Raw genomic sequence first — 21218 nt, forward strand, 5'->3', positions numbered from 1 at the left:
GACGGCTTCGTCGTCGCGTGCCCGGTGTGCTGGTCCTCCTCTCGGGTTTCGGTCTCGGGCTGTCCCTGATCCTGGCCATCGGCGCCCAGAACGCGTTCGTGCTGCGCCAGGGGGTGCGCCGCGAGCACGTCGGCGTCGTGGTGCTCGTGTGCGCCGCCTCCGACGCCGTGCTGTACGCGGCCGGGGGAGCGGGCCTCGGGGCCCTGGTGGAACGGAACCCCGTGGTCGTCGACGTCGCCCGGTGGGCGGGTGCCGCCGTCGTGCTCGGGTACGGGGCGCTCGCCGCCCGGCGGGCGCTGCGCGGCGAGGAGGGACTGCGCGTTGCCACCGACGGCGCGTCCGGTGACGAGGGGCGGCGCCTGCGCCCCGTGCTGCTCACGGCCCTCGCGCTGACCTGGCTCAACCCGCACGTCTACCTGGACACCGTGGTGCTGCAGGGGTCGGTGGCCGCCACCTACGGCGACGACCGCTGGCTGTTCAGCGCCGGTGCCGTGCTCTCCAGCATCGTGTGGTTCACCGCGCTGGGCTACGGCGCCCGCCTGCTGGCACCGGTGCTGCGCCGGCCGGGGGCGTGGCGGGTGGTCGACGGCGTCATCGCGGTGATCATGGTGGCCGTCGCGGTCTCGCTGGTCGCCGGCGCCTGACCCCGCTTCGCCCGGTCCCGTCCCAGCCCGCCGCGTCGCTCAGGTCGCCACGTCGCCCGGGTCGTACCTTCCGTCACGTGGTCGTACCCGCGGGGTACGACCACGTGACGGAAGGTACGACCTCGGCAGGGGTCAGGGTCGTGTGGCACGGGTCAGGGTCGGTCCCTGCCGAGTCAGGACCGTGTGCCGCGGGTCAGGGCGATCCGCGGCGAGTCAGGACGCGGGTCAGCGGGTCAGCGCGGCCAGCCGCTGGATGCCGTCGCGCAGCACCTCGGGCTGCTTGACGAACGTGAACCGCACCCGGGAGCGCATCGTCTGCGCCGCCGTCGACCCGGGGCGGCAGAACGCCGAGACCGGCACGCCGACCACCCCGACCAGCTCGGGCAGCCGCAGGCACAGGTCGTGGCCGTCCTCGAAGCCGAGCCGCTCCATGTGCGCCGCGCCGTCGGCCACCACGAAGTAGGTGCCCTGCGGCACGACGACGTCGAACCCGGCCCGCTCGAGGCCCGCGCAGAGCAGGTCGCGGCGTTCCGCGAGGGAGGCCGCCAGGGCGCGGGGGGTCTCCTCGTCGGCCAGCGCGAGGGCGATCGCCGGCTGGAACGCCGAGCCCGAGGTGTAGGTCATGAACTGCTTGAGCGTGCGCACCGCCGTGATGAGCTCGGCCGGGCCGTGCATCCAGCCGACCTTCCAGCCGGTGAGGCTGAACGTCTTGCCCGAGCTCGACACCGTCAGCGTCCGCTCGGCCATCCCCGGCAGTGTGGCGATCGGGACGTGCACGGCGTCGTCGAACACGAGGTGCTCGTAGACCTCGTCGGTGAGGACGAGGGTGTCGCGCTCGCGGGCGACGGCGGCGACCTGCTCCAGCTCGGCGCGGGTGAGCACGGTGCCGGTCGGGTTGTGCGGGGTGTTGACCAGGATCATCGCCGTGCGGTCGGTCGCGGCGGCGCGCAGGGCGTCGGCGTCGAGGCGCAGGTCGGCGGTGAGCGGCACGGGCACGTGGGTGGCGCCGGCCATGGCGATCGCGGCCGCGTGGGAGTCGTAGAAGGGCTCGAGGGTGATGACCTCGTCGCCGGGCCCGGTCAGCGAGAGGATCGCGGCGGTGAGCGCCTCGGTGGCGCCCGTGGTGGCCAGGACCTCGGTGTCCGGGTCGACGTCGAGGCCGTAGCGGCGGCGCTGGTGGTCGGCGATGGCGTGGCGGAGCTCGGGTACGCCGTCGCCGGGGGCGTACTGGTTGCGGCCGGCGTCGATGGCGGCCTTGGCGGCCTCCTTGACGTAGTCGGGGCCGTCGACGTCGGGGAAGCCCTGGCCGAGGTTGACCGCGCCGGTGCGGTTCGCCAGCACCGTCATCTCGGCGAAGATCGTCTGGGCGATCGTCCCGTCGTCGGAGAGCAGGCCGGTGGCGGCGGCGACCTGGCGCCACCGAGGTGTGGACGTCATGCAGGCGACACTACCGACGGGTCGAGAGAACTGTGGTGGTGAGCGGCCGCGGCCGCGCGTCGGACGCCTGCGGCGAGGCGTCAGTCCATCGCACGCCCATCGGCGGTGTTCATGCCGTTCTCCCTGAGCCGTCGGACCAGGCTGCGCCGCCGCCATCGCCTCGTGGGGACGATCAGAGTGAGCCCGAAAGCGACCCAGATGACTCCAGGAGCGATCAGGCTGCCGTCAGCCGTGGTCCCGGCGCCGGTCGTGATCCTGATGAGGCCGTCGACGAGGAGCCCGATCCCGAGAAGGACGATGATCGCACCGATCCCGAGGAGGAGTCCGGAGAGCACACGCTTCCAGGCAGGCATGTCCAGCCAGAGTTCGTGACGGAGGTCTTCGTCGCGGTCCAGGTTCGTCTCCGTCTGGATTCGTCGCAACTCCTCGGCGATCCGACGATCCAGCACACCGGTGGCCTGACCTTGCTCCGCCAACGTCCCGCGGAGTGTGGCGAGCCGTTGCAGCCTGTGGAGCTTCCGGGCGGAGAACTCGCCGGACCATGCCCTCGAGAGCAGCGCGAGGATGGGGGCGGCGATCGCCGCGACCCCCGCCAGCAACGTCGCGAACGTGGTCACGTCCACAAGAAGCCACGCTAGTCAGCGTCGGCTCAGCTCGCTCGTGACCCGCGACTCCGGATGAAACCTGGGAGCCGGGGGCGCCGGCTCTGTCCACCGATCCGTTGACCGGCGTTGTCCACAGGGTGGATGGCCCCAGGCGCAGCGGGCGGGAACTTCGCTACGCTCGGTCGCGCTTGAGTGGATTTGCCCGATTGACCCCGACGGAGAGGTTCCACGGGTGGACGCCGACGTTCTGACCCACGACGAGGCGGGCAGCCTGCTGACCGGCGAGGTCCGCGAGCTCGTGCGCCGCCGTGGCATCGACCCGGTGACCGATCGCCACGGACTCGACCGCCTGGTCGGGGAGGCCGTGGCCGACTACGGGGACCGGGCCACCCTCGGGGTCGTTCCGCCGCTGGTCGACCCGGCTGCCACCACTCGTGCGCTCATCGACACCTTCGGCGGGTTCGGTCCGTTGCAGCCCTACCTCGACGATCCGGAGATCGAGGAGATCTGGATCAACAACCCGGCCCAGGTGTTCGTCGCGCGTCGCGGAGTCAGCGAGCTGACGACGACGCTGCTCACGGGCCAGCAGGTCCGGGACCTCGTCGAACGGATGCTCAAGTCCTCGGGGCGCCGGCTCGACCTGAGCTCGCCGTTCGTCGACGCCACCCTGCCTGGCGGCGAGCGCCTGCACGTGGTGATCCCGGACGTCACCCGCGAGCACCTGGCTGTCAACATCCGCAAGCACGTCGTGCGTGCCCACCACCTCGACCACCTCGTCCGCCTCGGCTCCCTGACGACGCACGCTGCCGCCTTCCTCGACGCGGCCGTCCGCGCGGGGGCCAACATCCTGGTCTCCGGCGCCACGCAGGCGGGCAAGACGACGATGCTCAACGCTCTGGCGGGGTCCACGCCGGCGGGTCAACGCGTCATCTCCTGCGAGGAGGTCTTCGAGCTGCGACTGCCCGTGCGCGACCACGTCGCGATGCAGTGCCGGCAACCGAGTCTCGAGGGGACCGGGGAGATCCCGCTGCGACGTCTGGTCAAGGAGGCGCTGCGGATGCGGCCGGACCGCATCGTCATCGGAGAGGTGCGGGAGGCCGAGAGCCTCGACATGCTCATCGCCTTGAACGCGGGAGTTCCCGGGACGGGAACCGTGCACGCGAACTCGGCCCGTGAGGCGATCACCAAGATGTGCACGCTTCCGCTGCTCGCCGGAGAGAACATCTCGGACCGGTTCGTCACGCCGACGGTGGCGGCAGCGCTGGACGTGGTCGTGCACCTCGGGGTGACGCCGGGAGGGGTGCGGCAGTGCCGCGAGATCGTGGCGGTGACGGGACGTGTCGAGGAGGGACGGGTCGAGACGGCCCAGCTCTTCCGTCGCAGGCCCGCCTCGGCCGGTGGTGAGCTCGTGCGCGGGGACGGCTTCCCGGCCGAGGTCGAGAAGTTCGAGCGTGTCGGCGTCGACGTGCACGCGCTGCTGGCCGGGGAGTGCTGATGGGAGTGGTCGTCGGGCTCGTCGGCGGAGCCGGGCTGTTCTGCCTCTGGTGGTCCTGCTGGGAGCAGCCGGAACGCGGCCGGCGGCGCAGTCGTCGACACCGCACGGTGCAGGACCTGCTCGTCCAGGCCGGTGCGCCGACGGTGACCCCGGCGGCCCTCTACGTCCTCAGCATCGGGCTCGCCCTCGTCGTCCTCCTGCTCGGGCTGGTGCTGACGCGGTCCCCGGCCATCGCCGCCTGCTTCGCGGTCATGGCGGTCGTGGCGCCGGAGGCGCTGGTCCGGGCACGGGCACGCCGACGCCGCGACGACCTGCGCGAGGTGTGGCCGGACGTCGTCGACCACCTCGCCAGCGGCGTGCGGGCCGGTCTCTCCCTGCCGGAGGCGGTCGCGCAGCTCGGCGAACGTGGGCCGCAGGCCCTGCGGGAACCGTTCGCCCAGTTCGCTGCCGACCACCGGGCGACCGGGCGCTTCGGCGAATGCCTCGATCTCCTCAAGGACCGCCTCGCCGACCCTGTGGCTGACCGCATCATCGAGGCCCTCCGCCTGACACGTGAGGTCGGCGGGACGGACCTCGGTCGGTTGCTGCGCAGCCTGTCGAGCTTCCTGCGCCAGGACCTGCAGACCCGTGGCGAGCTCGAGGCGCGTCAGTCCTGGACCGTGAACGGTGCGCGGGTGGCAGCCGCCGGCCCGTGGGTCGTGCTGGCCCTGCTCGCCAGTCGTCCGGAGACGGCGCAGGCGTACAACTCGGCGGCAGGGGTCGCGGTGCTGCTGACCGGTGCGGCCTGCTCCGTCGTGGCATACCGCGCGATGCGCCGGATCGGCCGGCTGCCCGAGGAAGGTCGGGTGCTGCGATGACGCCGATCGTGACCGGTGCCCTGCTGGGCCTCCTCGCGGGATGCGGCCTGCTGCTGGTGGCTGCCGGCGTCCGGGGGCGACGGATCAGGCTCGACGAGCGGCTCGCCCCGACCCTGCGGCCCCGGGACGCGACCTCGGGGCTGCTGCGCGAGCAGGCGACGCGCGGCCCTCTCGGGGTGCTCGAGCAGCTCCTCGCCCCGTGGGTCGACGACGCCGCCGCGTGGTTCGAGCGGTTCGGCTCGACGCGAGAGGACGTCCAGCGTCGGCTGGACCGTGCCGGTCTGCGCGAGACCGTCGAGCAATTCCGCGCACGGCAGCTCGTGTGGACGACGTTGGGGCTGGCCGGCGGCCTCCTGCTGGCTGTCCTGCTCGCCGCGACCCGAGGCTCCTCGGTCGTCGTGCTGGCCGTCCTGGTGCTGCTCACCGGTGCGACCGGCTTCGTCGGCTGTGACCAGAGGCTCTCCGGTGCTGCACGGCGGCGGGAGGAGCGGATGCTCGCCGAGTTCCCCACCGTCGCAGAGCTTCTGGCGCTCGCAGTCACGGCCGGCGAGGGGCCGGTGCCGGCGCTCGAGCGGGTCGCGACGACCGCCCGGGGCGAGCTGTCCGGCGAGTTCTCCGCGATGCTGGCCGACGTCCGGGCAGGAGCACCGATCACGGCCGCTCTCACGGCGATGGCCGACCGCACCGGTCTGCCGACGCTGTCGCGGTTCGCCGAAGGCGTGGCCGTCGCGCTGGAGCGCGGCACACCTCTGGCAGACGTCCTCCGTGCCCAGGCACAGGACGTCCGGGAGTCCGGGCGTCGGGCCCTGATGGAGGCCGGCGGGAAGAAGGAGGTCGCCATGATGGTGCCGGTGGTCTTCCTCATCCTGCCGATCACGGTCGTCTTCGCCGTCTTCCCCTCCCTGGCCACGTTGCAGATCGGTCTGTGACCTCGACGAAAGGATGCTCCATGACCACCAACCCGCCCGACAGCACGCGCTCCCGGCACCTGCCCGAGGCCGACGACCCGGAACGCGGCGACGTCCCCGGCTGGGTTCTCGTCACGCTCATGACGGCAGGTCTGGTCGTCGCGCTCTGGGCACTGGCGGGTCCGCTGCTCGAGGACGCCTTCACCCAGGCGATCGAGAGCGTCACGGGTCTGTGACGTCCGGGTCGTGGGCACGAGCCGATGGCTCGGCGGCCGGCCGGTCCGACGGTGAGCGCGGCTCGGCGGTGGCGGAGTTCGCCCTCGTCTCGGCGCTGCTCGTGGCTCTCTTCCTCGGCGTCGTGCAGGTCGCGCTCGCGTTGCACGTCCGGGCCGTCGCGATCGATGCGGCGGCTGAAGGCGCACGGCTGGCGGCGCGGACCGACCACGACCTCGGTGCCGGTGCCCAGCGGACCCGGGACCTGCTCGCGTCGGCGCTGAGCGAGCGGTACGCGGGCGACGTCGTGGTCGGCACGACGAGGCGCGGTGGACTGGACCTCGTCCGCGTCACGGTCACCGCGCCGCTGCCCGTGGTGGGTCTGCTCGGCCCGTCAGGTGCGATGACCGTCGAGGGGCATGCCGTGGACGAGTCGGCATGACCGGGCGTCCAGACGGCCCCGACGACCCCGAGTCGTCACCGACCGGATCTGGGGAGGAAGGTGCCGCCGTGGTCGAGTTCCTGGGAGTGGGTGTGCTGCTGCTCGTCCCGCTCGTGTACCTGGTCGTCACCGTCGGCCAGATCCACGCCGCGGGGTTCGCCGTCGAGGGCGCGGCCCGGGACGCCGCGCGGGCGGTGGTGACCGCCGAGTCGTCGGCGACCGGTGCCGCACGTGCTCGGGCGGCGACGGAGGTGGCGCTGGCAGATCAGGGCTTCGTCGTCGACGGCGCCGATGTCCTGGAGCTCGAGTGCTCGGCGAACCCGTGCCTGACACCGGGGGCGACGGTCGGCGTGCGGGTCCGTGTCGAGGTGCCGCTGCCGTTGGCGCCGCCCGCGCTGCAGGACTGGGTGCCGCTGAGCATCCCGGTCGAGGCGGCCCACGTCGCACCGGTCGAGGAGCACGTCGGGACCCGGCCGTGACGGCGGCACGCGAGGAAGGGCGGATCATGCTGCTCACCGCGGGCTTCGTCACGGTGGGGCTGATGCTGGTCGGCATGGTGGCCTCGGCCGCGTCCGTGCACCTGGACCGCAAGCACCTGTTCGACCTGGCGGACTCGTTGGCGGTGGCCGGTGCCGACTCGATGACCCGGGAGACGTACTACGGGGAGGCGATGGCCCCGGACGGGTCGGGCGTGCTGACCTTGACGGACGACGGCGTGCGCACCGCCGTGGCCGAGCACCTGGCCGTGCAACCGGCATCCTCGGCCCCAGGACTGCGCGGCGTGAGGGTGCAGGAGGCCGCCACGCCGGACGGCCGCAGCGCCCGCGTGAACCTGATCGCCACCTCCCACCCGCCGTTGATTCGTTGGTTCACCGACGCCTTCGGTGGGGGCATCACCGTGACTGCCACGGCAACGGCACGGGCAGGTTGAGCAGGTTCTGTCGTTCGCCGGCGTCCGACGCCGCGATCCCCAGGCAATTCGTAGGTTCGTCGCAGGCTCTCCCCGGGTAGGCCGCGCACTGTGGACCTATGACAGCGACGACGAGCCACCCCGGCCCTTCCGTCCCGTTCGTGGCGGACCGGCACCCTGCGCGGTCCCGCGTCCGGCGGGACGCGGCCGTCCGGTACGTCGCCGTCGCAGCGCTGTGGCTCGCGCTGCTCGGTGTCGACTGGATGTGGGCCGCCGACGGCGGTCTGCAGGCCCTCACCGCCTGGGACACCGCGTTGACCTCGCTCGGGCAGATCACGGGGCTGGCCTCGGCGGCGCTGCTGCTCGCCCAGGTGCTGCTCATGGCCCGGGTGCCCGCGCTGGAGGCGGCATTCGGGCGCGACCGGCTCGTGAGCATCCACCGGCTGGTCGGCCTGTGGTCGTTCAACCTGCTCGTCGCCCACCTCGTCCTCATCACCTGGGGGTACGCCGCCGGGAGCATCACTGCGTGGCCCGCGACGTTCTGGGAGCTGATGTGGCAGTACCCGGGCATGCTGCTGGCCGTCGGCGGGACCGTGGCGCTGGTACTGGTCGTGGTCACCAGCGTGCGGGCCGCCCGACGCCGGCTGCGCTACGAGTCTTGGCACCTGCTGCACCTGTACGGGTATCTCGGGGCGGCGCTCGCCCTGCCGCACCAACTCTGGACCGGTCAGCAGTTCCTGGCCCGCCCCGCCGTCACGGCCGTGTGGTGGACGGTGTGGGCGCTGGTCTTCGCCGCCGTCCTCGTGTGGCGGGTCGCGCTGCCGGCCTGGCGCACCTGGCGTCACCAGATCCAGGTCACCGGCGTCGTGCCCGAGGCGCCCGGCGTGGTGTCCGTGCAGCTGACGGGCCGGCGCCTGCACCGGCTGGTCGAGCCCGGGCAGTTCCTGGTCTGGCGGTTCCTGGGTCGGCAGGGCTGGACCCGCGGCAAGCCGTACTCGGTCTCCAGCGCCCCGACGTCCCGCTCCGCCCGCGTGACGATCGCCGCCGTCGGCCCGGCCAGCACCGCGGCCGCCGACCTGCAGCCGGGCACCCGCGTCGTCGTCGAGGGAGCCTACGGCCGCCTCACCCGCCGCGCGCGCACCCGGCGCAAGGTGCTGCTGATCGGTGCGGGCTCCGGGCTCGCACCGCTGCGCGCGCTGGCCGAGGGCCTGGACTACGCACCCGGGGAGGCCGTGCTCATCGAGCGGTACCGCGAGCACCCGCTGTTCGCGGCCGAGCTCGACCACCTCGCCGCCACCCGGGGCCTGGGGGTGGTGCGGCTGCCCGGACGACGCCGGGCCGACGGCTCGTGGGTCGGGCCCGGGTTCGACGGGGACGACGACGAGCGGGTCCTGCGCGGCTGGGTGCCCGACGTCGCCGAGCGCGACGTGTACGTCTGCGGACCGCCCGCCTGGACGCAGAGCGTCCGCGAGGCCGCCCTCGCTGCCGGCGTCCCCGCCGCGCAGATCCACAGCGAAGACTTCGGATGGTGACGCGAGATGAAGAAGATCGTCCTCTGGGTGCTGTCGACGGTCACCGTCCTGGTCCTGCTGCTGGGCTATCGCACCTCGACCGACCCCGACGCGCTGAGCACGTCGACGTCGGTGGTGCAGGCGGCGACCGGGACGACGTCGGGATCGACGAGCAGCCCTGGGTCGACCGGCAGCACGACCGGTGACCGAGCCGGCGGGTCCACCGGCTCCGGGTCGACCGACACCTCGAACGGGTCAGGGTCCTCGAACGGCAGCGGGGGATCGTCCGGGTCGGTGAGCACGACGGCGTCCGGCGACGTCGTCCAGACCCGGTGGGGCCCGCTGCAGGTGGAGATCACCGTCAAGAACGGAGAGATCACGGCCGTCGACGTCCCGGTGTACCCGGACGACAACGGCAAGGACCGGCAGATCAACGGGTACGCGCTGCCGGTGCTCGTCCAGGAGACGCTCGACGCCCAGAGCGCCTCGATCGACATGGTCAGCGGCGCCACCGTGACGAGCACGGGGTACACGCAGTCGCTGCAGAGCGCGCTCGACCAGGCGGGGCTGTGAGCGGCGCGGGGACCCGGCCGGCGGTCCGCCGCCGGGTCGTGCACGTCATGGGGATGCCCGTCAGCGTGGCGCTGAGGGGCCGCCACGCCGAGGGGCCCGCCGCGGACCGGGCCTGGGACCGGGTGGTCGCCGAGCTGCGGCACGTGGACGCCACCTTCAGCACCTACCGGGCCGACTCGGTGATCAGCCGGCTGGCGCGCGGCGAGATCGGCGTCGACGCCCTGCCCGGCGAGGTGCGCGAGGTGCTGGCGCTGGGGGAGGAGGCCCGCCGGGCGTCCGACGGCGCGTTCGACGTCGTGCAGCGGCACCTGGACGGCACCGAGACCTTCGACCCGAGCGGCGTCGTGAAGGGCTGGGCGGTCGAACGGGCGGCCCGGCACCTGCGAGACCTCGAGGGAACCGACTTCTGCCTCTCGGCCGGCGGCGACATGGTCTGCCACGTGGCCGGCGACGACGCCGAGCCCTGGCGGGTCGGGATCGAGGACCCGCACGCCCCGGCGCGGCTCGTCGCCGTCGTGCCGGTGCGGGACGGCGCCGTGGCGACCTCCGGGCTCGCGCACCGGGGAGACCACGTCGTCGATGCGCGCTCCGGGCGGACGCCGACGGCGCTCGCGTCCGTGACCGTCGTCGGGCCGAGCCTGACGTGGGCGGACATCGACGCCACGAGTGCCTTCGCGCTTGGTGCCGACGGCCGCGACTGGCTGCGGACGCGGCCGGGGGAGACGGGGCTGGTGGTCTGGGCGGACGGGCGTGCCGAGCCGTTCGCCGGCATCGGGTCCCGATGATCTGCCGGGACGACTGGCGTGCAACGTCGCCGCACGGTGGGGTCCGGCCGCGTCAGAGGCCTACCCGGTTCACGCAATGTCTCGCCTGCCGCACCCCCCCGGCACCCCGGGAGCCACCGGGTGATGAGGGTGATTTCTCCCCGCTGAACGCGCCTCGGTCCTCTTTGTCATCGACGATGGGTCACACGGCGACCGTGCACGTTCGACGCTGACGTGCCAGGGGGGACAAAGGCGTCCCTCGCATCGTGACAGATGGGGTGATGGGGGCGTGGCCCGATCCCGTGGACGACTTGCCGGCCTGGCGCTGTCGGCCGCGTCGGCCCTGCTGGTCGCGGGCTGCCTCGGGGCCGACTACCGCGACCTGCCCCTCGACCTGTCCGCCTGGGACGACGGGTGGCTCGTTGCGATCGAGCCGGAGGAAGAGCTGTGGGTCGGCCTCGACGGCAACAACCTCCACCCCGACCAGGCGTGGGAGCTCGTCGAGGCCGACGACGCGGTGCTGCGCCTGACCACGAGCGAGCACGAGGTGCCGCCGCCCGGGTCGGACCGCCCCGGCGACCCGCACATCTCGACGACCGTCTTCGGGTTCGTCGGGGTGGACGTGGGCCGGACGCCGCTGCGCTTTGAGCTCGTCGTGGACGGCGAACGCGTCGACGTCGCGGAGTACACGGTCGACGTGTTCGACGACGCCTGCGCGGCCGAGACGGCCGCCGTCGCCAACCGCTGCGGCGGGGAGCTGTTCTCCTACCAGCCGCAGTACCTCCAGGCGCTGAACCACGGCGAGCAGGTGAACCTGGGGGTGGGGGAGGAGACGGAGCTGGTCCTGACCGCGAACGCCCTGCATCCGGACACGGCGTGGCAGGTGGCCGACCACGACGGCGGCGTGGTCGCGGTGGACGGCCCGGTCGACCTGGGTCCGGCCCGTTCGCCGGGAGACTTCAGCGAGGTCGACCCGGAGGTGCGGCACTCGTTCCTGCCGGCCTGGCGGTTCACCATCACCGGTACGGCGCCGGGGGAGAGCCCGCTGGTGCTCGAGCTGACGGTGGACGGCGAGCGGATCGACGTCTACGAGCTCGTGGTGCTCGTCGGCGCGTAGGTCCAGGGGCTGGTCACGAGGCCGGATCTCGCTGCTGGGCTGGCGCCGGCCACCGGGGCGGCGGACCTCTCGTGGCGACCGCCGCCGTAGACTCCGGCGGGTGAGCAACCCACCGGCATACCCCACGATGGAAGACGTCATCGGCGACACCCCGCTGGTGCGTCTGCAGCGCCTGCCGGGGCCGGAGAACGAACGCCGCGGCAACGTGCTGCTCGCCAAGCTCGAGGGGAACAACCCGGCCGGCTCGGTCAAGGACCGGCCGGCGATCAGCATGATCCGGGGCGCCGAGGAGCGAGGGGAGATCTCCCCCGGCGACACCCTGCTGGAAGCCACGTCCGGCAACACCGGGATCGCCTTGGCGATGGCGGCGGCGATCAGCGGATACCCCCTGACCCTCGTGATGCCCGAGGACGCCTCCACCGAGCGGATCCAGACGATGAAGGCGTACGGAGCCGACCTGGTTCTCACCTCGGCGAAGGGCGGCATGGAAGAGGCTCGCGACGTCGTGACGCGGATGGAGCGGGAGGGGCGCGGCCGGGTCCTGGACCAGTTCGGTAACCCGGACAACCCGCGTGCCCACGAGGTCGGCACGGGCCCGGAGCTGTGGCGCCAGACCGAGGGACGGATCACGCACTTCGTGTCCGCGATGGGCACCACCGGCACGATCACCGGGGTCTCGCGGTTCCTCAAGTCCCGCAACCCCGATGTCCAGATCGTCGGGGCGCAGCCCGCGCAGGGCTCGAGGATCCCCGGGATCCGCGCCTGGCCGCCGGAGTACGTGCCGAGGATCTTCGACCCGTCGGCGGTGGACCGGACGGTGGAGGTCAGCCAGACCGACGCCGAGGAGATGGCCCGCCGGCTGGCCCGCGAGGAGGGCATCTTCGGCGGTGTCTCCGCGGCCGGTGCGTGCTGGACCGCCCTGCAGGTGGCCGAGGAGGTCGAGGGGGCGACGATCGTCTTCGTGGTCTGCGACCGCGGCGACCGGTACCTCTCCAGCGGCGTGTTCCCCGCCTGAGAGTCGCGTGCGTGACGCGCTGGTGACGTTGTCGTGACGCTCTCGTAGGCGCGTGTAGGTCATGGTCGCAAGGTTGGTGGGCGACCGCAGGGTCGCCTTCAAGACCTCAAAGGGAGGGCCGACCCATGAAGCGGTCGATGCGTGCAGGGGCCGTTCTCGGAATGGCTGCAGCGGGGGTGATGATGGCCGGCTACGCGGTGGCGGGGACCGACTCGACGACGCTGGCCAACGGGGCTGACCTGTCGGTGACGGTCAGTACCCCGACCACGGGGGACACGTTCCTGGTCCCGACGGGGTCGACGACCGTCGACGTCCCCGTCGAAGGCAGTGCCTCGATCGGCGAGGGCGAGCCGAACGTGCACTGGACCTATGTCGTCGACGTCAGCGGCAGCACCGGCGCCGGCTGTGGATCGGTCGGCGGCACCGTGCTGGACTGCGAGAAGCAGGCCGTCACCAACCTCAACAATGCGGTGGTCGCCGACGGGTCCGGCAAGGACGTCGGCGTCAGCGTGTTCGGGCGCGGCGGCGCGTCCGCGGACATGAGTGGCGCCGCCGGCAACCAGCCGATCGTGGCTCCGGACGACCCGGGAGTCGACGTCGTCATCGGCTCGATCGTGATCGGAGGCGTCAACCTCTACACCCCGCGCGCGGTCAACCCCAACGACACGAACTTCAGCGCCGGACTGACAGCGGCGGGCACCAGCGTCTCTGCGTCCACCGCCGCGTCCAAGAACGTCGTCTTCCTGTCCGACGGCGAATCCAACCTGGGCGGCGGCAACTTCAATGCGGCAGTTGCCGCGCTGGACTCCGCGGGTGCCACGATCTACTCGTTCGCCGTCGGTAGCGGTGCGAGCTGCGCCGGCGGATCGGACGGCACGCTCCAGGCGATGGCCGACGCGACCGGCGGCACCTGCACCAACGTGCCGAACCCGGCCACGCTGCCCGACATCGTCCAGAACGTCACCGACACCGCGATGACGGACGTCGCCCTCGAGGTCGACACGGTGAGCACGTCCTTCGACACGCTCACGCAGACGCCCCCGTTCGACGGCCCGGGCAGCACGGACTTCACGGCCACCGCGGCCGACCAGGCGCCGGGTGCGCACGAGGTGTGCGCGTCCGCGACCGGCACGGGGCCGAAGAGCGATGCGAGCTCGGAGCAGACGGTCACGCAGTGCGAGACCTATGACGTGTACGCGTTCTCCCTGACTCCCGAGACCGCCACCAACGAGCTCGGGTCGGACAACGAGCACACCGTCACCGCCACCGTGGACGGGCCCGCCGGGAAGCTGGCGGGATGGCCGGTCGAGTTCGCCGTGACCGGGCAGAACGCCGGGGCGAGCGGGACGTGCGCCCCCGCCTCGTGCGAGACCGACGCCGACGGTGAGGTGACCTTCACCTACAGCGTCCCGGTCGAGCCGAACAGCCTGGGCACCGACACCATCTCGGCCACGGTCACCGTCAACAGTGACTCCGCCACGGTGGACGTGACCAAGGAGTGGGTGGACACGACGCCGCCGACGGCCACGTGCGAGCCCGGACCCAACCCGGGCGGACAGATCCCCGCCGCCCCCGGCGAGGGCGGCCAGGGACAGAACCAGGACGGGTTCTACACGATCACGGCGACCGACGACGTCTGGGGCGCTGAGTCCCTCGACGTCTTCGTCATCGACGACGGCACCGGGACCGTCTTCGGCCCCTACGCGAACCCGACCAACCTCAAGTGGACCGAGGCCAACGGGGCCGATCCCAGCGAGAAGGCCGGCTCGGGTGCCGTCGACTGGGCGCTGAAGGGTCAGGGCGACGCGCAGATCACCGCCGTCGACGGTTCCGGCAACGTGTCGGACCCCGTGGCCTGCCTCGTCCCTCCCGCCCCGCAGTGACGGCCGAACCGACCGCCCCTGCCTGACACCGGCGTGGCCGGTACCCGGACGTCACACTCCGGGTACCGGCCACGACCACGATCCGCTGCGACGCACCTATTCGTCGATGCGTTCGGGTGCTCCCGACGCGGGGACGCACCACACCTCGATCCGCAGCGTCCGCAGTACCTCGGGTGGGATGCGGCGCACCTTTGGCACCACGTCCTCCGGGACGACGACGGCGTAGCGCGTCGCACCGCTCAGGTCCGTCATGCGCCGGAGCAGCTGCCCGAACATCGTGTCAACGTCGAGTCCGGGACTGCTGGTGTGACCTGTTGTCTCCGCGACGAGCGTCCTCTCCTCGGGGCGCTTCGCGATGACGTCGACATAGCCCGGGTCGTCCAGCGTGACCTTCCAGCCCTGAGCGGTGAGATGGTCGGCGAACCGTCGCTCGACCTCGGTCTCCTTCATACCGATCACCCTCCTCGCTGTCACCGTTGGCTCGTCGACGAGGCATCCTGCTCGTGTCGTGGAAGGCGGCTCAGCCGGACCGCGGCGGAGCGGTCGCCAGCTCGGTGAGCCGGTGCATCATGCGCCAGCTCATCACCGCGCTGACGGTGCTGAGCACCTCGGAGACGGCCCGGTCGACCGGCCGCTCCGACTCGTACCGCTCGCGCATGTGCAGCCGCGTCGCCGGCGCCGGGCCCACGTGCACCGGTTCCAGGTGGAAGGCCCACGTGAAGTCGTGGCCCTCGGGCGCGCCCTCGGCGCCCTGGGACGTCACGACGAGGTCGCTGCCGGGCTTCACCTCGGCCACCCGCAGCGCGACGTCCGGGTGCAGCCGGAAGGCGTCGCCGGGGTGGACGTCCTGCCACTCGGGGTGGATGGTCGTGGCACCGGTGATCTGGCACCCGACGAGGTTCTCCAGCGCCTCGAACGAGTAGAAGCCGGCCTTGTCCTGCCCGATCTGGGCGACCCAGGGCCAGACCTCCGCGGGCGTGGCCGCGATGGTGCAGGCCCGGTCGGCCTGCACGACGCCACCGGTCATCAGCTCGTCGCCGGGCAACCAGGCGCGCGTCTCGGGCTCGGTGGCGCCGAGCCGTCGGTGCGCACCGGTGACGAGCACCGCCGCGCCGGCGGCGAGACCTGCCACGACCGGCGCCGCGAGCGCCGCCGTCAGTGCACGGCGTCGTCCCCGCCGCGGGGCGTCCTGTTCGCTGTCGTTCTCGCCCACGGTGTCCAGTCTGCTCCGAACGCCCGCGGTCGCACGGCGCGGCGGCAGATCGTCAGCAGGATTCGAGAACCCGGTTCATCGCGTCCTTCTCGGGCTGGGTGATCGCGAGCTCGTACGCGGCCTTGACCTGGATCTGGGTGGCGACGTACTCGCAGCGGAACGCCTTGTTCGGCGGCAGCCACTCGGCGGCGTTCGCGGCTCCCTTGGTGCGGTTCTCGCCGGGGTCGACCATGAGCAGGTTCGCCGGGTCGTTGGCGAACTTCTCGCGGCGGTTGTCGTTCCAGTCGTGGGCGCCGGAGATCCACGCGTTCTGCAGGGCGACGACGTGCTCGGCGTCCAGGGAGACGGCCAGGTCGTCGCTGCCGCGCTCGAAGGCGCGGTTCTTCTCGCCGGTGTACGGCTCGACGTCGTAGGTCCCGGACAGGACGGTGCAGCCGTCGTCGTCCACCTTCTCGTCGCTCAGGTCGCGGGCGAGCATGTCGTTGCGGGCGTCGCAGCCGTTGCCGTCCGGGTCGGTCCAGTGGTCGAACTCGTCGCGGTCGTAGCCGGTCTGCGGGGCCTTGCCCTTGACGGTGAGCCCGTCGAGCTGCCGGGTGACCTTGGTGACGTCCACCGACCCGTCGGGACTCGCCCCCGAGCCACCGGAACCACCGTCCCCGGAACCACCGTCCCCCGACCCGTCGTCGAGCGAGGCGACGTCCTCGGCGGCGTCGCCGATGACGGCCCTGGCGTCGTCGGCGACGGAGTCCAGGTCGAGGTCCCCACCGCTGCCGGTGACCTGGACGAGGACGAGGGCGACGAGGAAGGCGGCAGCCAGGCCGAGGAGTGTGCGACGCATCCGCACACCCCACCAGGTCCAGGCGACTTCGTCGCGGCGCCCACGCCGGTGCCGCCCCTGCTGGGACGACATCTCGTGCGTATGCTCACGGTCGAGGAGAGGGGTGGCTGCATGGCTGAAGGGGAGAAGGCGGACCCGCCGTCGCGCCGCAGGGACAGGCTGCGCCGGCGGTCGGGCGTCGCGGCGACGCCCGCCGTGGCCGAGGTCCCGCGCCTGACCCGCTACGTCGAGGACGGACGCCCGAGCCCGGCCCCCGAGGGTGCGAGCGTGGCCGACGGGCTGCGGTTCGCCGACGGTGCCTCCGACCGCATGACCATGTCGCTCTACCCGCGGCCGACGACGGCCGCGATCCACGAGCTCGCCGAGGCCTGGGAGCTGCACCCGCTGGTGGTCGAGGACCTCCTGCACGCCCGCCAGCGACCCAAGGTCGAACGCTACGGCGACCTGCTGTTCCTCGTGGTGCGCTCCGCCTGGTACGTCGACGCGGAGGAGGACGTCGTCCTCGCCGAGTTCCACGTGCTGGTGCGCCCGGGTGCCGTCGCCGTGCTCTGCCAGGACGGACGGTGGATCGACGGCACGCCGGCCGAGCGCCTCGACGAGTCGACGTTCGGGTCCGAGGAGGAGGCCCGTGCGCTGCTCCCGGGCGAGGACCTGCTGCGGCTCGGTCCGGAGGCGGTCGTCTACCGGTTCCTCGACGCCATCGTCGACGGCTACACCCCCGTGCTGCAGGGCGTGGCCATCGACAAGGAGCAGATCGAGCGCCAGGTGTTCAGCGGCGACGCCGCGGTGGCCGAGCGCATCTACCGGCTCAGCCAGGAGGTCATCGACATGCAGCACGCGACCTCGTCGATGACGGAGGTCGTCGAGGCGCTGCGCGCGGGGTCCGCCGAGCCCGCCATCGCGACCGAGCTCCAGACCTACCTGCAGGACGTCTCGGACCACCTCACCCGCGCCACCGCGCGGGTGGCGGAGTACCGCGAGGCGCTGGGGCAGATCCTCGACGTCAACGCGACGCTGGTGGCGCACCGGCAGAACGAGGACATGAAGAAGATCTCCGGCTGGGCGGCGATCCTCTTCGCGCCCACCCTCGTCGCCGCCGTCTACGGCATGAACTTCGACGTGATGCCCGAGCTGCACTGGGTGTTCGGGTACCCGATGGCGGTCACCCTGATGGTGGCGTTCTCCGTCGTCCTGTTCGTGGTGTTCAAGCGCGGCCGGTGGATGTAGTCCGGGACGGCCTCCGCAGCCTGTGACGTGATGCACACGGCCAAAAGGCGAATCTGAGATGCGTCTTTAGATACGGTGCGGGTCATGCAGCTCACGGCGTTCACCGACCTGGGCCTCCGGATCGTCATGAGGCTCTCCGTGCTCGGCGAGGCCGAGCACGCCACCACCGGCGTGCTCGCCGAGGAGCTGCACGTGCCGGCCAGCCACGCCGCCAAGGTCGTCACCCGGCTCGCCCGCCTCGGCGTCGTCGAGGCGCGCCGCGGTCGCGCCGGCGGGCTGCGTCTGGCCGACGGCGCCGAGCGCCTGTCGATCGGTCGCATCGCGCGGGACCTCGAGGGCGACGGGGAGGTGGTCGACTGCGAGGGGGCGAACCCGTGCCCCCTGCGCAACGGCTGCCGGCTGCGCGGGGCGCTCGCCCGCGCGCGCGAGGCCTTCTTCGCCGTGCTCGACCCCCTGACGATCGCCGACATGGCCGCCCCACCGACCCGGTCCGTCCTCCTCACCCTCGGAGCCGGACCGCCCGCCGGGTCGACGCCGTGACGTCGCCCGCCACCCTGCAGGTACCCGAGGAAGGATCCCTCCCGATGCTCACTGCCGAGTCCACCGCCGTCGTCCGTGCCACGCTTCCCGTGGTCGGGGCCGCGATCGGCGACATCACGCCGCTGTTCTACCGCAAGATGTTCGCCGCGCACCCCGAGCTCGAACGCGACCTGTTCAACCGCGGCAACCAGGCGCAGGGCGACCAGCAGCGGGCGCTCGCGGCCTCGATCGCCGGGTACGCCACGCTCCTCGTCGACGAGGACGGGCCGGACCCGAGGTCGGTGCTCGCGCGCATCGCCCACAAGCACGCCTCGCTCGGGATCCTCCCGGAGCAGTACCAGATCGTGCACGACCACCTGTTCGAGGCGATCGCGGAGGTGCTCGGCGACGCCGTCACCCCGGAGGTGGCCGCGGCGTGGGACGAGGTCTACTGGCACATGGCCGAGGCGCTCATCCAGATCGAGCAGGGGCTCTACGACGAGGCGGGTGTCGCCACCGGTGACGTCTGGCGCTCGGTCCGGGTGCGGCGTCGGGTCCAGGAGTCGCCCGACACCATCTCGCTGGAGCTCGCCGATCCCGACGGTGCCGCCCTGCCCGCCGGCCGGCCCGGCCAGTACCTGTCGGTCGCCGTCCGCCTGCCCGACGGCGCGCGGCAGATCCGGCAGTACAGCCTGACCGGCGCGGCGGACACGGGCGCGTGGAGCGTCTCGGTGAAGGCGATCCCCGCGTCGCACGACGGCGACCGGATCGCGCCGGCCGGGGAGGTGTCGAACCATCTGCACGCCACGGTCTTCGAAGGGGACGTGCTCGAGGTCTCGATGCCCTTCGGCGAGCTCCGGCTCACCGAGAGCACGCGGCCGCTGGTCCTCGTGTCCGCCGGGATCGGCATCACGCCGATGATCGGGTTCCTGCACCACCTGCGCCGCACCGGCACCGACCGCCCCGTGACGGTGCTGCACGCCGACCGGTCCCCGGCGCGCCACGCGCACCGGGCCGAGCTGGCCGGGCTGGTCGACCAGATTCCCTCGGCGACGCTGCACCGGTGGTACGAGGACCTCGGCGCCCGGCCCGTCGGCGACGGCCTGCGCCCCGGCTACCTCGACCTCGACGGCGTCGACCTGCCGGCCGACGCGGACGTCTACGTCTGCGGCCCGCTGCCCTTCATGAGTCTCGTCCGTGGCGAGCTCCTGCGCAGGGGCGTCCCGGCGGACCGCATCCACCACGAGGTGTTCGGTCCCGGCGAGGAGGTGGCGGCCGCTTGAGCCGTCGGGCCGGGCCGGCGGGGCGCCGTCGGCCCGGCCCGGTCCACTAGGCTCGAGGTATGGCCGACGACAAGCTCCCCGTCGATCTGAACCAGATGTTCGAGCTGGCCCGGGCCGGCGCCGACCTCCTGCTGGAGTTCGTCGACGCCGGCGTGCCGGTGGACCACGCGGACGCCCACGGCAACACCCTGCTCATGCTGGCGGCGTACCACGGGCACGCCGACCTCGTCCGCGGTCTGGCCCGGCGCGGGGCGGACGTGAACCGGCTCAACGAGCGGGGCCAGTCGCCGCTCGCCGGAGCCGTGTTCAAGGGCGACCCCCACGTGATCGACGTCCTCGTCGAGGCCGGGGCCGACGTCGACGCCGGCCGACCGAGCGCCCGGACCACGGCCGAGATGTTCGGTCAGCCGGTGCCGGGGGAGTCGTGAGCGAAAGGTAGGCTGGTTCCTCGTGGCCACTATCGACTTCCCCGCCGAGATCAAGGGGCTCCGCTCCACCCTCGAGTCCATCGAGTCGGTGAGCGACCCCTCTGCCCTGGAGGCGAAGATCGCCGAGCTCTCCGAGCAGGCGGCCGCTCCCGACCTCTGGGACGACCAGGAGAACGCGCAGCGGGTCACGTCCGCGCTCTCGCACGCGCAGGACGAGCTGGAGCGGGTCAAGCGGCTGTCCCAGCGGATCGACGACGTCGAGACCCTGGTCGAGCTCGGCCACGAGATGGACGACCCCGACTCCCTGACCGAGGCGGAGTCCGAGATCACCGCGCTGCGCAAGGAGCTCGACTCGCTCGAGGTCCGTACCCTGCTCAGCGGCGAGTACGACGCCCGCGAGGCCGTCGTGACGATCCGCGCGGGCGCCGGTGGCGTCGACGCCGCGGACTTCGCCGAGATGCTCATGCGCATGTACCTGCGCTGGGCCGAGCGCCACGGCTACCCGGCCAAGGTCATGGACACCTCCTACGCCGAGGAGGCGGGCCTGAAGTCCGCCACCTTCGAGGTCAACGTCCCCTACGCGTTCGGGAACCTGTCGGTCGAGGCCGGCACCCACCGCCTGGTGCGCATCTCGCCCTTCGACAACCAGGGACGGCGCCAGACGTCGTTCGCCGCGGTCGAGGTCATCCCGCTCATCGAGCAGACGGACCACATCGAGATCCCCGAGAACGAGCTGAAGATCGACGTGTTCCGGTCCTCCGGGCCGGGCGGCCAGTCGGTGAACACCACCGACTCCGCCGTGCGCATGACGCACATCCCGACCGGCACCGTCGTGTCGATGCAGAACGAGAAGTCGCAGATCCAGAACCGCGCCGCGGCGCTGCGCGTCATGCAGTCCCGCCTGCTGCTGCTCCGTCAGCAGGAGGAGGCCGCGAAGAAGAAGGAGCTCGCCGGCGACATCAAGGCGAGCTGGGGCGACCAGATGCGCTCCTACGTCCTGCACCCGTACCAGATGGTCAAGGACCTGCGCACCGAGCACGAGGCCGGCAACACCCAGGCCGTGTTCGACGGCGCGATCGACGAGTTCATCGAGGCCGGCATCCGCTGGCGCCGCAACCAGTCGGAGAACTGAGGTCCGTCCGGCCCGGCCCTGACTCGGCGCGTTCCGCCCTGACTCGCCACGGTCGGGCCTGACTCGGCGCGTTCCGCCCTGACCCGGCACGAGGTGTGCCGGCCCGGCCCACCGGACAATCCCGGACGATTGCGGCCAGCAACGGACCGGTGCCCGCGACACGCCGCGTGTCTGCCGTCGGGGGCAGGATCTCGCGTGCGACTC

General features: G+C 72.4%; 24 protein-coding genes. 19 read left to right on the forward strand and 5 right to left on the reverse strand.

Annotation, left to right across the window (positions count from 1 at the left end; all coding sequences use genetic code 11):
* Positions 1 to 26: 26 nt before the first annotated feature.
* Positions 27 to 644, forward strand: a complete 618-nt coding sequence (locus Q6349_RS07285; protein ID WP_304603801.1) for a LysE/ArgO family amino acid transporter — start codon at positions 27 to 29, stop codon at positions 642 to 644.
* A 225-nt stretch (positions 645 to 869) separates the two neighbouring features.
* On the opposite strand, the gene Q6349_RS07290 is transcribed toward Q6349_RS07285, so the two are convergent.
* Together Q6349_RS07290 and Q6349_RS07295 are read right to left on the reverse strand one after the other, a co-directional pair.
* On the reverse strand, positions 870 to 2081 hold the full coding sequence (locus tag Q6349_RS07290) for an aminotransferase class I/II-fold pyridoxal phosphate-dependent enzyme (RefSeq protein ID WP_304603502.1): 1212 nt from the start codon (positions 2079 to 2081) through the stop codon (positions 870 to 872).
* A gap of 80 nt (positions 2082 to 2161) precedes the next feature.
* A complete protein-coding gene (locus tag Q6349_RS07295; RefSeq protein WP_304603503.1) occupies positions 2162 to 2698 on the reverse strand; it encodes a hypothetical protein in 537 nt (178 codons plus the stop codon).
* A 220-nt stretch (positions 2699 to 2918) separates the two neighbouring features.
* Here Q6349_RS07295 and Q6349_RS07300 point away from each other — a divergent pair, with 220 nt between their 5' ends.
* The 13 genes from Q6349_RS07300 (at position 2919) to Q6349_RS07360 (ending at position 14374) form a co-directional block, all read left to right on the forward strand.
* The gene (locus Q6349_RS07300; RefSeq protein WP_304603504.1) at positions 2919 to 4181 is read left to right on the forward strand and encodes a CpaF family protein; all 1263 of its coding nucleotides are present in this window, start codon (positions 2919 to 2921) and stop codon (positions 4179 to 4181) included.
* A complete protein-coding gene (locus Q6349_RS07305) occupies positions 4181 to 5038 on the forward strand; it encodes a type II secretion system F family protein (RefSeq protein WP_304603505.1) in 858 nt (285 codons plus the stop codon). Before Q6349_RS07300 ends, Q6349_RS07305 begins: the two co-directional genes overlap by 1 nt.
* Positions 5035 to 5967 (forward strand): type II secretion system F family protein, encoded by a 933-nt coding sequence (locus Q6349_RS07310; RefSeq protein ID WP_304603506.1) that lies wholly within the window; start codon positions 5035 to 5037, stop codon positions 5965 to 5967. The genes Q6349_RS07305 and Q6349_RS07310 overlap by 4 nt, the downstream gene beginning before the upstream one ends.
* Before the next feature lie 20 nt (positions 5968 to 5987).
* The gene (locus Q6349_RS07315) at positions 5988 to 6182 is read left to right on the forward strand and encodes a hypothetical protein (RefSeq protein ID WP_304603507.1); all 195 of its coding nucleotides are present in this window, start codon (positions 5988 to 5990) and stop codon (positions 6180 to 6182) included.
* Between the two features lie 68 nt (positions 6183 to 6250).
* A complete protein-coding gene (locus Q6349_RS07320; RefSeq protein ID WP_304603508.1) occupies positions 6251 to 6601 on the forward strand; it encodes a TadE/TadG family type IV pilus assembly protein in 351 nt (116 codons plus the stop codon).
* Complete coding sequence (locus tag Q6349_RS07325; RefSeq protein ID WP_304603509.1) at positions 6598 to 7080, forward strand: pilus assembly protein; 483 nt, start codon at positions 6598 to 6600, stop codon at positions 7078 to 7080. The genes Q6349_RS07320 and Q6349_RS07325 overlap by 4 nt, the downstream gene beginning before the upstream one ends.
* 26 nt (positions 7081 to 7106) lie before the next feature.
* Positions 7107 to 7532: a hypothetical protein gene (locus tag Q6349_RS07330; protein WP_304603510.1), complete on the forward strand. Its 426-nt coding sequence runs from the start codon at positions 7107 to 7109 to the stop codon at positions 7530 to 7532.
* 98 nt (positions 7533 to 7630) lie between these two features.
* Positions 7631 to 9043 (forward strand): ferredoxin reductase family protein, encoded by a 1413-nt coding sequence (locus tag Q6349_RS07335; RefSeq protein ID WP_304603511.1) that lies wholly within the window; start codon positions 7631 to 7633, stop codon positions 9041 to 9043.
* Positions 9044 to 9049: 6 nt separating this feature from the next.
* Positions 9050 to 9595, forward strand: a complete 546-nt coding sequence (locus tag Q6349_RS07340) for an FMN-binding protein (RefSeq protein WP_304603512.1) — start codon at positions 9050 to 9052, stop codon at positions 9593 to 9595.
* A complete protein-coding gene (locus Q6349_RS07345) occupies positions 9592 to 10380 on the forward strand; it encodes an FAD:protein FMN transferase (protein WP_304603513.1) in 789 nt (262 codons plus the stop codon). The genes Q6349_RS07340 and Q6349_RS07345 overlap by 4 nt, the downstream gene beginning before the upstream one ends.
* A 268-nt stretch (positions 10381 to 10648) precedes the next feature.
* The gene (locus Q6349_RS07350) at positions 10649 to 11476 is read left to right on the forward strand and encodes a hypothetical protein (protein WP_304603514.1); all 828 of its coding nucleotides are present in this window, start codon (positions 10649 to 10651) and stop codon (positions 11474 to 11476) included.
* A gap of 127 nt (positions 11477 to 11603) precedes the next feature.
* The gene (cysM, locus tag Q6349_RS07355) at positions 11604 to 12491 is read left to right on the forward strand and encodes a cysteine synthase CysM (protein WP_370375610.1); all 888 of its coding nucleotides are present in this window, start codon (positions 11604 to 11606) and stop codon (positions 12489 to 12491) included.
* Between the two features lie 161 nt (positions 12492 to 12652).
* Positions 12653 to 14374 carry a vWA domain-containing protein gene (locus tag Q6349_RS07360; RefSeq protein ID WP_304603516.1) on the forward strand — a complete coding sequence of 574 codons (1722 nt, stop codon included), beginning with the start codon at positions 12653 to 12655 and terminating at the stop codon, positions 14372 to 14374.
* Between the two features lie 96 nt (positions 14375 to 14470).
* On the opposite strand, the gene Q6349_RS07365 is transcribed toward Q6349_RS07360, so the two are convergent.
* From Q6349_RS07365 to Q6349_RS07375, 3 genes are all read right to left on the reverse strand, one after another.
* Positions 14471 to 14824, reverse strand: a complete 354-nt coding sequence (locus Q6349_RS07365) for a hypothetical protein (RefSeq protein ID WP_304603517.1) — start codon at positions 14822 to 14824, stop codon at positions 14471 to 14473.
* Positions 14825 to 14894: 70 nt separating this feature from the next.
* The gene (locus Q6349_RS07370; protein WP_304603518.1) at positions 14895 to 15587 is read right to left on the reverse strand and encodes an SRPBCC family protein; all 693 of its coding nucleotides are present in this window, start codon (positions 15585 to 15587) and stop codon (positions 14895 to 14897) included.
* A gap of 52 nt (positions 15588 to 15639) precedes the next feature.
* Positions 15640 to 16425 (reverse strand): HNH endonuclease family protein, encoded by a 786-nt coding sequence (locus Q6349_RS07375; RefSeq protein ID WP_304603519.1) that lies wholly within the window; start codon positions 16423 to 16425, stop codon positions 15640 to 15642.
* 111 nt (positions 16426 to 16536) lie between these two features.
* Here Q6349_RS07375 and Q6349_RS07380 point away from each other — a divergent pair, with 111 nt between their 5' ends.
* The 5 genes from Q6349_RS07380 (at position 16537) to prfB (ending at position 21014) form a co-directional block, all read left to right on the forward strand.
* Positions 16537 to 17652, forward strand: a complete 1116-nt coding sequence (locus tag Q6349_RS07380) for a magnesium and cobalt transport protein CorA (RefSeq protein ID WP_304603520.1) — start codon at positions 16537 to 16539, stop codon at positions 17650 to 17652.
* A gap of 84 nt (positions 17653 to 17736) precedes the next feature.
* Entirely contained in the window at positions 17737 to 18192 is a 456-nt protein-coding gene (locus Q6349_RS07385) for an Rrf2 family transcriptional regulator (protein ID WP_304603521.1), read from the forward strand.
* Positions 18193 to 18236: 44 nt separating this feature from the next.
* Positions 18237 to 19454 (forward strand): globin domain-containing protein, encoded by a 1218-nt coding sequence (locus Q6349_RS07390; protein WP_304603522.1) that lies wholly within the window; start codon positions 18237 to 18239, stop codon positions 19452 to 19454.
* 59 nt (positions 19455 to 19513) lie between these two features.
* The gene (locus tag Q6349_RS07395; protein ID WP_171247499.1) at positions 19514 to 19882 is read left to right on the forward strand and encodes an ankyrin repeat domain-containing protein; all 369 of its coding nucleotides are present in this window, start codon (positions 19514 to 19516) and stop codon (positions 19880 to 19882) included.
* A gap of 22 nt (positions 19883 to 19904) precedes the next feature.
* On the forward strand, positions 19905 to 21014 hold the full coding sequence (gene prfB / locus Q6349_RS07400) for a peptide chain release factor 2 (protein WP_171247500.1): 1110 nt from the start codon (positions 19905 to 19907) through the stop codon (positions 21012 to 21014).
* Positions 21015 to 21218 lie beyond the last annotated feature (204 nt).

This window comes from Isoptericola sp. 178, from assembly GCF_030586525.1.
In the GTDB taxonomy this organism is placed as follows: Bacteria; Actinomycetota; Actinomycetes; order Actinomycetales; family Cellulomonadaceae; genus Isoptericola; species Isoptericola sediminis.

Coding starts and splice junctions, on each gene's coding strand:
- Q6349_RS07290 (WP_304603502.1), bottom strand. CDS start 2,081: ATGACGTCCACACCTCGGTGGCGCCAGGTCGCCGCCGCCACCGGCCTG.
- Q6349_RS07305 (WP_304603505.1), top strand. CDS start 4,181: ATGGGAGTGGTCGTCGGGCTCGTCGGCGGAGCCGGGCTGTTCTGCCTC.
- Q6349_RS07310 (WP_304603506.1), top strand. CDS start 5,035: ATGACGCCGATCGTGACCGGTGCCCTGCTGGGCCTCCTCGCGGGATGC.
- Q6349_RS07315 (WP_304603507.1), top strand. CDS start 5,988: ATGACCACCAACCCGCCCGACAGCACGCGCTCCCGGCACCTGCCCGAG.
- Q6349_RS07325 (WP_304603509.1), top strand. CDS start 6,598: ATGACCGGGCGTCCAGACGGCCCCGACGACCCCGAGTCGTCACCGACC.
- Q6349_RS07330 (WP_304603510.1), top strand. CDS start 7,107: ATGCTGCTCACCGCGGGCTTCGTCACGGTGGGGCTGATGCTGGTCGGC.
- Q6349_RS07335 (WP_304603511.1), top strand. CDS start 7,631: ATGACAGCGACGACGAGCCACCCCGGCCCTTCCGTCCCGTTCGTGGCG.
- Q6349_RS07340 (WP_304603512.1), top strand. CDS start 9,050: ATGAAGAAGATCGTCCTCTGGGTGCTGTCGACGGTCACCGTCCTGGTC.
- cysM (WP_370375610.1), top strand. CDS start 11,604: ATGGAAGACGTCATCGGCGACACCCCGCTGGTGCGTCTGCAGCGCCTG.
- Q6349_RS07360 (WP_304603516.1), top strand. CDS start 12,653: ATGGCTGCAGCGGGGGTGATGATGGCCGGCTACGCGGTGGCGGGGACC.
- Q6349_RS07365 (WP_304603517.1), bottom strand. CDS start 14,824: ATGAAGGAGACCGAGGTCGAGCGACGGTTCGCCGACCATCTCACCGCT.
- Q6349_RS07375 (WP_304603519.1), bottom strand. CDS start 16,425: ATGCGTCGCACACTCCTCGGCCTGGCTGCCGCCTTCCTCGTCGCCCTC.
- Q6349_RS07380 (WP_304603520.1), top strand. CDS start 16,537: ATGGCTGAAGGGGAGAAGGCGGACCCGCCGTCGCGCCGCAGGGACAGG.
- Q6349_RS07385 (WP_304603521.1), top strand. CDS start 17,737: ATGCAGCTCACGGCGTTCACCGACCTGGGCCTCCGGATCGTCATGAGG.
- Q6349_RS07390 (WP_304603522.1), top strand. CDS start 18,237: ATGCTCACTGCCGAGTCCACCGCCGTCGTCCGTGCCACGCTTCCCGTG.
- Q6349_RS07395 (WP_171247499.1), top strand. CDS start 19,514: ATGGCCGACGACAAGCTCCCCGTCGATCTGAACCAGATGTTCGAGCTG.